A 14109-nucleotide genomic window follows, 5' to 3' on the forward strand; every position below is an offset into this window, starting at 1 on the left:
GCGATGACACCCTCTATCGTCATAGAAAGCATCATCGCTGAGTTTTATCATTCTATTCACTATATTTCTTGAAAATTAATACAGCATTGTGTCCACCAAATCCTAAACTGTTACTCATTGCGTATTCGATGTCATGATCCACCGCAACGTTTGGTGTAATATCTAAGTCAATTTCTGGATCTGGTGAATTTGCATGGATAGTCGGTGCGATTTTACTATCACGGATGGATAAAATAGAGAAAATCGCTTCAACACCACCTGTTGCACCTAATAAGTGACCCGTCATTGATTTTGTAGAACTAATTTTAAGGTTATACGCTGCTTCACCAAACGTATTTTTAACCGCTTGAATTTCAGATAAGTCGCCTACTGGTGTACTTGTGCCGTGAGCATTGAGGTACTGGATGTCGCTCGGTTGGATACCTGCATCTTTAATCGCAGCTTCCATCGCACGAGAACCCCCTTCACCTTCTGGACCTGGCGCAGTAATATGATATGCATCACCTGTCGCACCGTATCCGACAAGCTCAGCATAAATTTTCGCGCCACGTGCTTGTGCAGATTCTAATGATTCTAAAATTAAAATCCCTGCACCTTCACCCATGACAAAACCGTCACGACCTTCTTGGAATGGACGACATGCTGTTTCGATATCACCGTTTGTAGTTAATGCACGGCTCGCACTGAACCCTGCAATAGACATATGTGTGATTGGCGCTTCTGTTCCACCTGCAATCATCACATCTGCATCGCCACGTTCGATAATTTTAAACGCTTCACCAATAGAGTTCGTTGCAGTCGCACATGCTGTAACTGTTGCACCGTTTGGCCCTTTCGCACCTGTATCGATTGACACTTGTCCTGATGCCATGTCTGGAATTAACATCGGTACGAAGAAAGGACTAACGCGACGTGGTCCTTTAGCTTTCAATTGATCATATGCTTGTTCAAATGTTTCCATACCACCAATGCCTGAACCAATCCATACGCCGACACGATTCGCATTCGTTTCATCAATAGTAAGTCCTGAATCTGTTAACGCTTCACGTGATGCTACAACGGCATATTGTGTAAAACGCGCCATTTTACGTGCTTCTTTTTTAGGAATAAAGTCTTCTACATTAAAATCTTTCAGTTCTCCACCAATGTGTACTTGGTAAGGTTCAGTATCGATTCTTGTAATTTTATCGATACCATTCACACCTTTTAATGCATTTTCCCACATTGTCGGGACATCATTTCCGATTGGTGATAAGCCACCAAGACCTGTCACTACAACACGCTGTTTTTTTGTCATATTCATTTCCTCCTCTATTTATTTACCCCATCTGATGACGATTGAGCCCCAAGTGAGTCCGCCACCGAAGCCTACAAAAACAACGACATCATCGTCTTTAATACGTCCATTTTCTAGTTCTTGTTTGACACTGAGCGGGATAGAAGCTGCTGATGTGTTACCAAATTTATCCACTGAAACACTCATTTTCTCTTTTGGTAAATTTAATCGTTGACGCGCGGATTCCATAATACGGATATTCGCTTGGTGTGGAATAAACATATTAATGTCATCTGGGCCTAAATTCGCTTTTTCAACTGCACGTTGTGACGATTCACCCATCACACGTACCGCAAATTTGAAAACTTCGCGGCCATTCATACGAATAAAGTTTGTTTCTTGATCTTGGTAAAGGTATTTGCCACCAACACCATCTGAACCTAACTCATAGCTCAGAATACCACGATTTTCAGATACTTCGCCAATAATCACTGCACCTGCACCGTCTCCAAACAGAATAGCAGTTGAACGGTCATTTAAATCTGTAATTTTTGAAAGTTTATCTGCACCGACTACAAGCACATTTTGATATTCACCTGATAATACAAATGAACGCGCCGTAACGATACCGTACATAAATCCAGAACATGCGGCTAATTGATCCATAGATGCAACTTTACCGAGTCCTAGTCTCTGTTGTAACATATTTGCCACTGTTGGAAAACGATGATCTCCAGTAGATGTTGCAACAATAACCATGTCTATGTCTTGTGCATCGATACCTGCATCTTCAATCGCACGAATACTTGCTTCATACGCTAAATCAGATGTATCTTGATTCTCATCTGCCCATCTACGTTCTTTAATCCCAGTCATTTGTGAAATCCATTCGTCAGAAGTATCTAGGTATGATTCAAAATATGCATTATCGACAACACGATCTGGGGCATATGCGCCAAATCCTTTAATACCTACATTCATGGTTTGAACACCTTCTTTTAAATTTTTTAATACCAGGTATTAATTTAACATATTGTCACAAAAAAAGACAAGTGACATGCTAGGGATGGTATACAAAACATCTCAAGCGTACTATAATAGAATTATCAGTTAAATGGAGGCAATATACAATGAAATACTTCATCACATTGATTTGGGCTATTTTACTTGTAGAAATGATTAATTTCGTTTTAAATAGCTTGAGTGGTGGCGGTCCACTCAATGTTGTGACACCACTGTTTGTCGCTGTCATTATGGTGATTGCACTTGCATTGTTAGATGTTGCAACGACACCACCTAAACAATCACAAGATACGAATGAGATTTGACATAGTATGTAATTTTGAAAAGGTTAGATGTTGAACAGAAGTTTTGTTCAATGTCTTGCCTTTTTTACATATGCCACACGTATTTCAAAGCACTTGCTATATGTAAAAAAACTGACGAGACTTCCATCATGCCTCATCAGTTTTTAAGGTTGAGTAAAATTTACTGCATTTCATATGATTTTACTTTATTTGTTTTCGCATCAAAGTAACGTAATGACTGTTCACGACTTTGAATTTTTTTATTGTTTTCTAAGCCGTAGTTATTGTCGTATAATGTCGCTTCCCAGCTGCCATACATTGGGTTAGGGAAAATGATGTACTTGCTACCGAAATCATCTTCATGTTGCTTCACTAAAGCTTCACGTGACTTCGCTGTCGGTTCTTTAGGCTCATCAAAGTCTAATAAGTTGTCACCAAATAACATCACTAAATTGTAATCTGTACGTACTTTATCACGACGTTCAGTTTTACCTTTTTCCCCTTCTTTTTTCAATAACACATGCTTTTTATCGGCTTGTGGTAACTTTTCATTTCTTAAGTTTTTGATTGTCGCGTCTAAATCTTTTTCATGTGAACGATCTGATACATAAAAGATTTCAACATCATGACGATCTGCATATTTCAAGAATGATTTCGCACCATATACAGGTTTCGCTTGTGCAGATTGTACCCATTCATGCCAACCTTCTGGGAAAGATTGACCTTTTAATGCATTCGTTGCTTGATACGGTGAGTTATCGAGTACCGTTTCATCAATATCAAGGACGATCGCTAACTTTTTACCACCGTGGTGATTTTTAATTTTCTTGCTTAATGTTTCTTTTGCTGCGTTATAACCTTGTGCATACAACGCTTTAGCTTCTGCTGAGTTTTGATACCAAGCCACACTCATGATGTTTTGTTGACCTAGCGTTTGTGCTGCTTTATCTTTCTCTTTTGTTTCGTGCTTTTCTGTTTGTTCTGTTTTAACCGCGCCACTACCTGAAGCATATGTTGCTGTCGATACGCTAGAAGAAACGATGCCTAATGCTAAAAGTGCTGCTGATGCTTTTGTCCATTTATTCAAGTTCTTCACCTTTTCTATGTATAATGCGCGAATTTGGTTAATATTAAATTCACACATCTATATTAAAACCTTTTTCAGTAAATCTCAATATTTCTATTAAATTTTTTATGTTTATGACAACGAAAGAAAGACTGGAAGCTTCATTGTCTCCCAGTCTCTACCTTGAATCTATTCGTTTTCACTCTCTACGCTTTGCGGTTTTTCTACTTCAAAATGAATGTCGCCATCTTTCAAGTCACCACGTACGATTGTGCCTTCTGGTAAATTTTCTTTAATCATCATACGTGCAAGTGGTGTTTCGACATGTCGCTGTACGAAGCGTTTAAGTGGGCGTGCACCAAATTGTGGTTCGTATGCTGTTTCACCCATCCATTTTGCTGCTTCGTCTGAAATTTCTAATGTAATACGTTGATCCATTAAGCGCATGTTCAAGTTAATCAAGATTTTATCGACAATCATTTGCATGTCATCCACAGTTAATGGTTTGAATAATACGATATCGTCCATACGGTTTAAAATTTCAGGTTTAAAGTAGGCATTCAAACTGTTCATGACTGCTTTTTCTGTTGCCTCATCAATCTTGCCACTATCTTTCACATTTTCAAGTAAAATTTGTGAACCGATATTACTTGTCATGATAATAATTGTGTTTTTGAAATCAACGCTACGTCCTTTTGAATCTGTTAAACGACCTTCATCTAAAATTTGCAGTAATACGTTAAAGACATCTGTATGTGCTTTTTCTACCTCGTCTAACAAAATGACTGAATAAGGATTACGTCTCACTGCTTCCGTTAATTGCCCCCCTTCATCATGACCTACATAACCTGGAGGCGCTCCGATTAAACGAGAGACCGCGTGTTTTTCCATATATTCACTCATATCAATGCGAATCATATGTTTTTCAGAATCAAACAATGATGACGCTAATGATTTGGCTAATTCTGTTTTACCGACCCCTGTTGGCCCTAAAAATAGGAATGAACCAATAGGACGATTTGGGTCTTTAATTCCTGCTCTCGCCCGTACGACCGCATCTGCGACTAAATCTACCGCACGATCTTGACCTACGACACGCTCATGTAAAATATCGGATAAGTGTAATAATTTTTCACGTTCAGTTTCGACCAATTTCGACACAGGAATACCTGTCCACTGACTGACGATTTCACCGATTTCTTCGTCTGTCACAACTTCACGAATAATGCGGTCTGAGTCTGTCCCTTTTTCTTCTTGGAATGCCGCTTCTAACGCTTTTAATTCTTTTTCTAATTCTGGTATCTTACCGTGTTGAAGAATCGCTGCTTTTTCAAGGTCATAGTTGTTTTCTGCATCTTCTAATGCTTTACGACTTTCATCAAGCTCTGCACGTTTTTCTTGCACTTTTGCAATTTTTTCTTTTTCATTTTCCACACGTGCTTGCAATGCTGCTTGTTTTTCTTTTTCTTCAGCTAATTCTTCTTGTAATTCTTTCAAACGAATACGACTTGCTTCATCAGACTCTTTTTTCAATGCATTTTCTTCAATTTCTAACTGCATCACACGACGATTCGCTTGGTCGAGTTCAGTTGGATTTGAACCCATTTCTGTACGAATCGTTGCTGAAGCTTGGTCGACTAAATCAATCGCTTTATCCGGTAAGAATCGATCTGTAATATAGCGATCTGACAATTCCGCTGCCGCAACGAGTGCACGGTCTTGAATACGCACACCATGATGGACTTCATAACGTTCTTTCAAACCTCTTAAAATAGAAATCGTATCTTCAACAGTCGGCTCTGCAACCGCAACTTTTTGGAAACGACGCTCTAACGCAGAATCTTTTTCAATATATTCACGATACTCATTTAATGTTGTCGCACCAATACAGTGCAATTCACCTCTAGCTAACATCGGTTTCAACATATTGCCGGCATCCATCGCACCGTCCGTTTTACCTGCACCGACCAACATATGAATTTCATCTATAAAGAGTAAAATACGGCCTTCTGATTCTTTCACTTCTTTCAATACCGCTTTGAGTCGTTCTTCAAATTCACCACGGTATTTCGCACCTGCAACGAGCGCACTCAAGTCTAACTCAAACACAGTCTTATCAAGCAATGAATCCGGCACATCTCTTTTTACGATACGTTGTGCCAATCCTTCAACAATCGCCGTTTTACCGACACCGGGTTCACCGATAAGCACAGGGTTGTTTTTCGTTTTTCGACTTAAAATGCGAATCGTATTACGAATTTCTTCATCACGACCAATGACAGGGTCCATGTTGCCTTTACGGACTTCTTCAACGAGGTCACGACCATATTTTGCTAATGCTTCGTAGTTTACTTCAGGATTTTGTGTAGTCACATGATTCCCTCCTCTTATCTTTTTAATGATTTCAATGATGACCTCTTTTTTACCGTCAACAAATTGCTTCGTCGTTTCATCAACATCGATGGCCGCACGTAAAACATGTTCCATCGAAATATATTGATCATCATATGCTTGCATGTAATTTTCAGCTTTAACGAATAAATTGTTCATTTGAGGGGACATATATTGCCCGTATTGGACGTTGTCACCTTTCACTGTAGGATAATTTTTTAGCTTGTCCTCATAAGCTTGGTTTAAAGCATGCGTATCAATGTTTGCACGTTCTAAAATACTTTGGAATAAGCTTTCTGGTGCTTCGAGAACTGCTTTTAATACAGCCTCTACTTCTACATTTGTTAATTTGTACGTTTTCGCATGTTCAATTGCTTTTTGAAGTGCATTTTGAATCGCATGTGTCATTTGATTAATGTCCAAAATGTCTCACTCCTTTATTGAAATAGGTCGGATTGACTTTGACTTTCTTTGACCTTAATTCTATTATAAGGCCACATTCACTAAAAATCAATCGATAACTTTGACTTTTTTTGACTATTTTTTTAATGCTTCCTCATATATTTAACCCCATTCAGCTTTTTCAATCATTAAAAATAGGAGCTGGACCATTAAGTTTCCTCAGCTCCTTTACTATATTTTGTTGTGTATACCAAGGGATGGGGCTTTAAAATTTTTGATGCTATTGATGCAATATTTTTGTTAAACTTGCCCTCCCTATGATTTGTGGCTTTAGATTGCCTTCATGGCTTCGCTTTCTAGGGGCTGAGGGGAGGTTGTGACAAAAGCGCTTAGGATTTGAGCAGAACAGAGCGATGAGCAAAATTGATTTCCAAATTTTGCCGAAATCGCGGGAGTTCTGTCGAAAATCCTGCTTTTGGAACACCGTTTATTGATTCCCAGCGCACCCATTCATCGTGGATTTTGGGAGCAGTACAGAAATCTCATGTGTAACAAAGATTTCGTCGTACTGCCCCCGCAAGGCTGACTAGACTTCTCAAAAGTGTATACGTTGAGAAGTCAGACAGCTACTGCGATAAACAGCAACCACTATTAAAGTAAAGAAGCGACTGTCAGCAGTATGCACGCATTCCCTCAGGAGTCTCAGCCTTCTAGGCAATCTTATATCAAATACAGGGAAACTGAAGGCAAGTTTATGAAATCAATAAATCAATAGCATCAATGTTTTATCCATTCATCCTCATTTTCCAACTACTTTAAAATCATTTAATCAGTCAAAAATATATGAATGGATTGAGACTTGAAATTTTTATGTCCCATCCCCTCCTTTTCTTACTTATTCTTTTTCTTCGTACTGTGATTTTTTTCGATCGCTTGAATAATACTGTTCGTTAATGCGCGTACACCTGGTGGCTCTAAATGAATACCGTCCGGCGCAAAATATTCTGTATGATTTTCAGAACGACTATACCAATCGACTAACGTCACATTCGCTCGTTTTTTCGCGGCTTTCGCTAATACTTGATTCACATGTGATTCATAAGAACGTGGAACGCGTGTATTGACGAGATAAATATCGGCCTTGCCAAATTGTTCTAGCAAACTGTTCAACTGTTCATCTGTAAAATCACCATTTGTCCCTAATTCAAGGACGACAATGTCATTTTTATCACGATAGCTTTGATACTGTTGTTTAGCAAGAGAAGTGGCTTCGACCAATTGACGTCCAACTTTACCGTTAATGTCTGCTTTAGGCACAAATGATTTAAAGTAATCACCAATGTCTACCATCACGGAATCACCAATCAATAACGGTTTCCATGATGCATATTTTTGCTTATTCCCTTTGACGACAAAGCCATCAATTTCAAGTTGTGGTAACGGCAGTGGCTGGGTAATCAGTTTATCAATTTCTTCGGTATTCACTTCTGTTACTTGCGCACTATTATTTTGGGCGAAACGGTTAAAGACCCCCACCATCACGAGTAACGTTGGAATAAGTAAAATAAGCACTAACCATGTCCGCAAAACCTTTTGTGAACGCCAATTTTTTAAATGATGAAAGGCGAAAATGTTAAAGCCTTCTTTTCTAAATGGCTGTTCGATAAATTTGTAAGAAAACTCCGCCATGAGTACCATCAATAAAATTTCAACGACATAAACTAAAGGTGGAATTTGACCTTGCACGAACTGATGGTGAATTAACACAATAATCGGATAATGCCATAAATACAAACTATATGAACGACTCCCTATAAAGGTAAAAACTTTGTTGCCTAAAAACTTCGCAAAATACCCTGAAGGATGCACACTGCTCGCGATAACTAATAATGTGACAGCTGAAATGAGAAAAAATCCACCGTAATAAAGAATACTATTCGTCTCAGATACGAACTTGAAACAAATGAACAAAATCGCCAAGCCGACGACACCCGCAGTATCAATCATCATGCGCATCTTGCGGTTCACTTTCGCTTTTAATTGAAATGGTGGCCAAACAAGGGCAAGTAATACCCCCATCAATAATGTTTGGATCCGTGTGTCAGTCCCAAAATAAACACGTGCCACATTTTCGTTCGGTACATATAACACCATCATCGTGATCATGGAGATGACGAGTAAGATTAAAAATATGATACGTATTGATTTCAGACGACGTATAAAGCTTAACAAACTGAGTAATACAATCGGAAACACGAGATAAAATTGCTCTTCTATTGCTAACGACCATAAATGTTTTAATGGTTGTACTGCAAATTGTTCAAAGTAATCGACATTTTGCATGATGTACCACCAATTCGACACATAAAATATTGCCGCAATACTATCCGCACGTACTTTTTCAATTTCTGTAGGCATGAAAATTAAGGTCAGCACAAGTACACCCATGACTAAAAAGAGCACTGCAGGAATCAGTCGTTTCACACGTCTTAGCCAAAATGATGTCAATTCAATTTTTCCCGTATTATGATACTCTGTTAATAACAAACTCGTAATTAAATAACCAGAAATCACAAAAAATGTATCTACCCCTAGAAAGCCACCCCACAACCATTGCGGATTGAGATGATAGATAATGATTGCGATAACTGCCACCGCTCTAATACCGTCTAACCCAGGCATGTATCGCGGACTGATAGGTTTTCTGTCTCGTTGATTAAAGTTCCACACAAACATCATTCTTTCCAAATTTAATGTATTGATTATATATTGTATACTTTTGTTTTCATTCGTACAATTGTATTCGCTAAAATTAATGTAAACGTTTTATTGCGTATCTAAAATTTTTTAACACCGTTATCGCTACACTTCCAATGCTGTCATTGACCTGTCACTTCAAGAGGCAAGTTGGCGTGCTGCCCATAGGTGAAAAAAGACTTTCAAAATTGAATTCACAATTGAGAAAGCCCCTTTCACTACTTCAAAATATTAGCTGATACCTAACGCAATTTTAGCATAACGTGACATCATATCTTTATTCCATGGTGGATTCCAAACGATGTTCACTTCGGTATCTTGAATTTCTGGAAGTTCTGCTAATACTGTTTTCACTTGGTCAACAATTTGCGGTCCTAATGGACAACCAATTGAAGTCAGTGTCATTTCTACAGTACATAAACCATCATCATCTAAATCAACTTTATAAACAAGCCCTAAATTGACAATATCAATCCCTAACTCAGGGTCAATGACATTTTCAAGCGCGCCTAAAATACTATCTTTCAGTGCCTCTTCCATCCGTATCACCTCTTTTATGTTATTACTAGTAACAATATATCAAAATCCCCACTTTTCGACAATAAAATGCTATGATATGAATACACTGAAACTTGGTACTAAGGAGAGTATGAATGAAACAACATTTAATTTGTTTAGATTTAGATGGAACACTTTTAAATGATGAAAAGGAGATTCCAGAATATACATTTCGTGTGTTAAAAGCACTACAACAAAAAGGACACGCCATTATCATTGCAACGGGTCGACCTTATCGTGCGAGCCAACGTTATTACGATCAACTCGGATTAAAAACGCCTATCGTTAACTTTAATGGTGCGTTTGTACATCACCCACATGATAAAACATTCCCAGTGCAACACCATCGTTTAGATGAAGGGCTTGCGACAAGCATTATTGAAACTTTGAAAAAAATGCAAGTGAAAAACATGATTGCTGAAGTGAAAGATTGCGTCTTTTTAGATCAACCTGACCCACGTCTTTTTGAAGGTTTTAGCATGGGCAATCCAGTGACAAAAGTGGGCGACCTACGTGAAAACTTAAATGAAGATCCAACGTCACTATTAATCGAAGCAGAAGAAGTGATGATTCCACGTGTGAAACAAGTGTTGACACGCTTCTATGCTGAAAATATCGAACATCGTCGTTGGGGGGCCCCTTTCCCAGTCATTGAAATTGTCAAAAAGGGCATCAGTAAAGCAGTCGGAATTGATATTGTGAAAGACTGCCTACAAATCGAACATGACCATATTATTGCATTTGGCGATGAAGATAATGATTTAGAAATGATTAAATACGCGAAACATGGAATTGCGATGGGAAATGCGATTGACGAGCTCAAACATGTTGCGAAAGAAACAACACTGTCGAATAATGAAGACGGTATCGGCATTTATTTGAATCGTTTCTTTAACTTAAATATACCTAAAGAGAAATAATACAACAGTTGGAAGAAGGAGTGGTTACAATGACAAAACATATTATCGTCGTCGGTGCAGTCGCGGGTGGTGCAACAAGTGCTAGTCAAATTCGACGTTTAGACAATGAAAGCCGTATTACTGTATACGAAAAAGATAGTTTTATGAGTTTCGCAAATTGTGGTTTACCTTATTACCTGGGAAATGTCGTGGAAGAACGAGATGACATTTTATCAGCAACGCCAGAAAAATTTAAGGCTAAAAAGAATATTGATGTTAAAGTGAAACACGAAGTCCTCAAGATTGATGGCAAAAAACAAACTGTAACTGTGAAAAACCACTTCACTGGTGAAACATTTGAAGATCCTTATGATATTTTAGTGCTCAGCCCCGGTGCACGTGCAAGTCGCCTGAACTTTGACGCGCCTCATCTTTTCACATTGCGCAATATGGACGATACTGACCAAATCGATACATATATTCGCGAAAACAATGTGAAAACTGTTTTAATTGTTGGCGCGGGATATGTGAGTCTCGAAATGGTTGAAAATATGCATCATCGTGGGTTACAGCCGACGTTAATTCACCGTTCTGAAGCAGTGAATAAACTGATGGATCAAGACATGAACAGTGTCATTTTTGATGCACTTAATGCATACGATATTCCGTATCGCTTAAATGAAGAAATTCAATCCATTGATGGTCATACAGTCACATTTAAGTCAGGCGCAGTTGAAGATTATGACATGATTATTGCAGGTGTTGGTGTCCAACCCAATTCAGAGTTCATTCAACACTCTGGTATTCAACTTGACGCAAAAGGCTACATTCCAGTTAATGACAAATTCGAAACGAACATTCCAAACATTTATGCGGTCGGCGATATTGTTACAAGCTTTTATCGTCACGTTGATCTCCCTGCACATGTCCCACTCGCTTGGGGTGCACATCGCGGTGCAAGTATCGTCGCTGAACAAATTGCAGGTCATCCAGAAGTGACATTTAAAGGTTACGTCGGTGCTAATATCGTTAAATTTTTCGATTACAGATTAGCAAGTACAGGTATCTCACCGCAAGAATTGAAAAACTTTGATCATCAAATGGTCGAAGTCAACATTAATACGCATGCCGGTTATTACCCTGATAACAGCAAAGTGCATTTGAGAGCATATTTTGATAAAAAAACACGTCGCATTTTAAGAGCTGCCGCAGTGGGTCAAAAAGATGTCGACAAACGCATTGACGTCCTATCTATGGCATTAATGCATCAAGCAACCATTGACGAATTAACAGAATTTGAAGTTGCTTATGCGCCGCCATTTGCACATCCTAAAGACTTAATTAATATGCTCGGTTATAAAGCACGAAATCTATAATATGAAAAACATGGAAATGGGACATAATTATTTTCAGATTTGACTGAAGAAGAACGTTTGGAAAATCAAAAAAGTTATATGTTTAAATGAAAACGAAAATTAAAGATTTAGTTTTGAATAATTATTTCGATATGGTTTAGACGCTTACATTTGACTCCAAAAGATGTAAGCAAGCATTTGAAGATGAATATCGTTTTGAAGAAATGCGTAAATGGTTACATAAAATGCGCGCTATACATAATCGAAAAAGTGAACAACCGTTTATGTATATAGCAATACCAGAACGTCATAAAAGTGTATTGATTCATTGGCATATGGTGACTGATAATTTGCAACCAACTTTAGTTTATTGTGGTAAGACGTTTAGAAATCAAAAAATATTTAATTGTCCAGATTGGGAACATGGTTTATCAAATGTGCAAATGATGGGGTTTAAATCAAAAATTAGTAGCTATGTGACGAAATATATCACAAAAGATTTATTGAATACGCCAGCACGTAAAAACAAGGGTTAATATTGGAGTAGTAATCATTTAACGTTGCCAACTGTGCATGGTGTGTCAGATGAATCTGTTATGGATTTTAAACGTGATGAGTATGATAAGCCTGTTAAGCCAGACTATTCTACTGATGCGTGATATGTGGATATTGCATGTTCGTAAGTAGTATTTGAGCCTCTGAAAACGCAAGGGTGGAACCCGTTAAGCGTTTGGGCAACACTTAGAGGCTCATATACTCGCGATAGCGTTTTTTAGTGGGATATTATGAATACACTTAGAAGCGTGTATTGCTACTTTTTGAACGTCTGAGAAACAAATGTGTTGTTTTTTATACTGAGAAAGCTTTTTGAAAAAGAAAAAGAACCCTAAACTGAATGTCATTTAACATGTTTTTGGATTTTAGGGTTCAAAGTTTCTATTTAAAAAGGAGCATTGAATAAAATGTGAATTTTTAATGTTTTTTATTTTCCATAGTATATAATTTCGATATTGTATAGATTGTTATTAGTCCTGTTATTGCAAAAATGATATATTTGCTGTTATTTTCTATGAGTATATTACATGTTATAAATATGATTACATATATTGAAAGTGTTATTAAAATTTTGGATATTTTATTCATAGAATATCCCTCTTTTTTTATTTAAATTTAACATTTTCATATGCTAAAACACCATTTCCATTTGTATGTCCTGGGTTAGTAGCTTGGCAATGATCAATTTGAGCTGACTTGCCAGCAGCAGCAGCTTTTATCCAACTATCTTTTATATCTCCTGCTTGTATAACAGTTAAATCATATATGAATCCTCCAGGAGATAAGTTTGCGTTATTTGATATGAACGGTTGTACTTTCATAAATGACTCACATTTCAAACATGTAACCACTTATTGGAATAACCCCGTAATCGGACCCCATGGTAAAATAGCACCTAAAATAATCGTCACAATAGCTACAACGAAAGTCGCAATAAAGACACCTCGACTTGACGCTTTTTTCTTCTTACGCGCTAAAGTCACTTCAATTAAACCGACCACTGCAATACCTGCAACCATTTTTAAAGTCATTAACATATGACTCACGCCCGTAACTGAAAATGCTTTGATTGCAAGCCAAAAACCAGTCATTAAAACGAGAAGCATAAATAATCGCGTTGCCATATGAAGTGATTTAAATAATGGCGTCGGGCCTTGCTTGTTTGAATAATTTTCATACGTCGCATAAAACAAAATCAAAAGGACAATCCAACTGACGATATGTACGTTGATTAAAATCATGTTTGATAACCTCCTTATGTTGCGTATCTTTTCAATCATAACATAATATAGTCTTCTACACATTTTAATTACCTAATTATTGTTATTCCAAACACTTGTAATCATAATTTATTTTTCTATTCACTACTGAAAAATCTCCTAGTCATACGTACACCCCTTCTCTTTTCTTCATTAGTCATGAAAATAGTTGATGCGTGTATAGAAAATAACTTTATCAGATTGGTAATGAGATCTTCAGCGCCTCGGAAAGCGAACCCCAAAAGCAATCCATCCCCCTCACACTATCCTTCCTCCTCTTTTTC

The 14109-nt window shown here is 37.7% G+C and carries 11 protein-coding genes and 1 pseudogene; 4 read left to right on the plus strand and 8 right to left on the minus strand.

Translation table 11 applies throughout. The features are described 5' to 3' along the window. Nucleotides 1–52: 52 nt before the first annotated feature. Nucleotides 53–1297 carry a beta-ketoacyl-ACP synthase II gene (fabF, locus tag EL101_RS10075; RefSeq protein WP_096542771.1) on the minus strand — a complete coding sequence of 415 codons (1245 nt, stop codon included), beginning with the start codon at nt 1295–1297 and terminating at the stop codon, nt 53–55. Between the two features lie 18 nt (nt 1298–1315). Then, nucleotides 1316–2257, minus strand: a complete 942-nt coding sequence (locus EL101_RS10080; RefSeq protein WP_096596531.1) for a beta-ketoacyl-ACP synthase III — start codon at nt 2255–2257, stop codon at nt 1316–1318. A 149-nt stretch (nt 2258–2406) separates the two neighbouring features. Between EL101_RS10080 and EL101_RS10085 the strand changes: the two genes are divergently transcribed. Further along, nucleotides 2407–2604, plus strand: coding sequence for a DUF2929 family protein (locus EL101_RS10085; RefSeq protein ID WP_096542773.1), 198 nt, complete (start codon nt 2407–2409; stop codon nt 2602–2604). 160 nt (nt 2605–2764) lie between these two features. Here the strand turns inward: EL101_RS10085 and EL101_RS10090 are convergent, their stop codons facing one another. The 4 genes from EL101_RS10090 to EL101_RS10105 all read right to left on the minus strand — a co-directional run bounded on the left by EL101_RS10090 (nt 2765) and on the right by EL101_RS10105 (nt 9739). Beyond that, nucleotides 2765–3670: a 5'-nucleotidase, lipoprotein e(P4) family gene (locus EL101_RS10090; RefSeq protein WP_096596551.1), complete on the minus strand. Its 906-nt coding sequence runs from the start codon at nt 3668–3670 to the stop codon at nt 2765–2767. 168 nt (nt 3671–3838) lie between these two features. Next, nucleotides 3839–6463 (minus strand): ATP-dependent chaperone ClpB, encoded by a 2625-nt coding sequence (gene clpB, locus EL101_RS10095; RefSeq protein WP_096542775.1) that lies wholly within the window; start codon nt 6461–6463, stop codon nt 3839–3841. 870 nt (nt 6464–7333) lie between these two features. After that, nucleotides 7334–9178 carry an acyltransferase family protein gene (locus EL101_RS10100; protein WP_096596530.1) on the minus strand — a complete coding sequence of 615 codons (1845 nt, stop codon included), beginning with the start codon at nt 9176–9178 and terminating at the stop codon, nt 7334–7336. Nucleotides 9179–9430: 252 nt separating this feature from the next. After that, nucleotides 9431–9739 carry a metal-sulfur cluster assembly factor gene (locus EL101_RS10105; protein WP_014614389.1) on the minus strand — a complete coding sequence of 103 codons (309 nt, stop codon included), beginning with the start codon at nt 9737–9739 and terminating at the stop codon, nt 9431–9433. Nucleotides 9740–9852: 113 nt separating this feature from the next. Between EL101_RS10105 and EL101_RS10110 the strand changes: the two genes are divergently transcribed. The 3 genes and pseudogenes from EL101_RS10110 to EL101_RS13565 form a co-directional block, all read left to right on the plus strand. Next, on the plus strand, nt 9853–10677 hold the full coding sequence (locus EL101_RS10110) for a Cof-type HAD-IIB family hydrolase (RefSeq protein ID WP_019166002.1): 825 nt from the start codon (nt 9853–9855) through the stop codon (nt 10675–10677). 29 nt (nt 10678–10706) lie between these two features. Beyond that, nucleotides 10707–12032 carry a CoA-disulfide reductase gene (locus EL101_RS10115; protein WP_096596529.1) on the plus strand — a complete coding sequence of 442 codons (1326 nt, stop codon included), beginning with the start codon at nt 10707–10709 and terminating at the stop codon, nt 12030–12032. 200 nt (nt 12033–12232) lie between these two features. After that, nucleotides 12233–12547: pseudogene (locus EL101_RS13565) on the plus strand (rolling circle replication-associated protein); the annotation flags it as partial. Between the two features lie 624 nt (nt 12548–13171). On the opposite strand, the gene EL101_RS10125 reads toward EL101_RS13565, so the two are convergent. Both EL101_RS10125 and EL101_RS10130 read right to left on the minus strand, forming a co-directional pair. Next, the gene (locus EL101_RS10125; protein ID WP_126489886.1) at nt 13172–13387 is read right to left on the minus strand and encodes a hypothetical protein; all 216 of its coding nucleotides are present in this window, start codon (nt 13385–13387) and stop codon (nt 13172–13174) included. A 30-nt stretch (nt 13388–13417) separates the two neighbouring features. After that, a complete protein-coding gene (locus EL101_RS10130) occupies nt 13418–13807 on the minus strand; it encodes a YisL family protein (protein ID WP_096596527.1) in 390 nt (129 codons plus the stop codon). Nucleotides 13808–14109: the final 302 nt, after the last annotated feature.

The organism is Staphylococcus delphini, from assembly GCF_900636325.1.
GTDB classification, from domain to species: Bacteria; Bacillota; Bacilli; order Staphylococcales; family Staphylococcaceae; genus Staphylococcus; species Staphylococcus delphini.

Excerpts from the sequence above, each read along its gene's own strand:
- fabF (WP_096542771.1), bottom strand. The coding sequence starts at position 1,297 with ATGACAAAAAAACAGCGTGTTGTAGTGACAGGTCTTGGTGGCTTATCA.
- EL101_RS10080 (WP_096596531.1), bottom strand. The coding sequence starts at position 2,257 with ATGAATGTAGGTATTAAAGGATTTGGCGCATATGCCCCAGATCGTGTT.
- EL101_RS10085 (WP_096542773.1), top strand. The coding sequence starts at position 2,407 with ATGAAATACTTCATCACATTGATTTGGGCTATTTTACTTGTAGAAATG.
- EL101_RS10100 (WP_096596530.1), bottom strand. The coding sequence starts at position 9,178 with ATGTTTGTGTGGAACTTTAATCAACGAGACAGAAAACCTATCAGTCCG.
- EL101_RS10105 (WP_014614389.1), bottom strand. The coding sequence starts at position 9,739 with ATGGAAGAGGCACTGAAAGATAGTATTTTAGGCGCGCTTGAAAATGTC.
- EL101_RS10110 (WP_019166002.1), top strand. The coding sequence starts at position 9,853 with ATGAAACAACATTTAATTTGTTTAGATTTAGATGGAACACTTTTAAAT.
- EL101_RS10115 (WP_096596529.1), top strand. The coding sequence starts at position 10,707 with ATGACAAAACATATTATCGTCGTCGGTGCAGTCGCGGGTGGTGCAACA.
- EL101_RS10125 (WP_126489886.1), bottom strand. The coding sequence starts at position 13,387 with ATGAAAGTACAACCGTTCATATCAAATAACGCAAACTTATCTCCTGGA.
- EL101_RS10130 (WP_096596527.1), bottom strand. The coding sequence starts at position 13,807 with ATGATTTTAATCAACGTACATATCGTCAGTTGGATTGTCCTTTTGATT.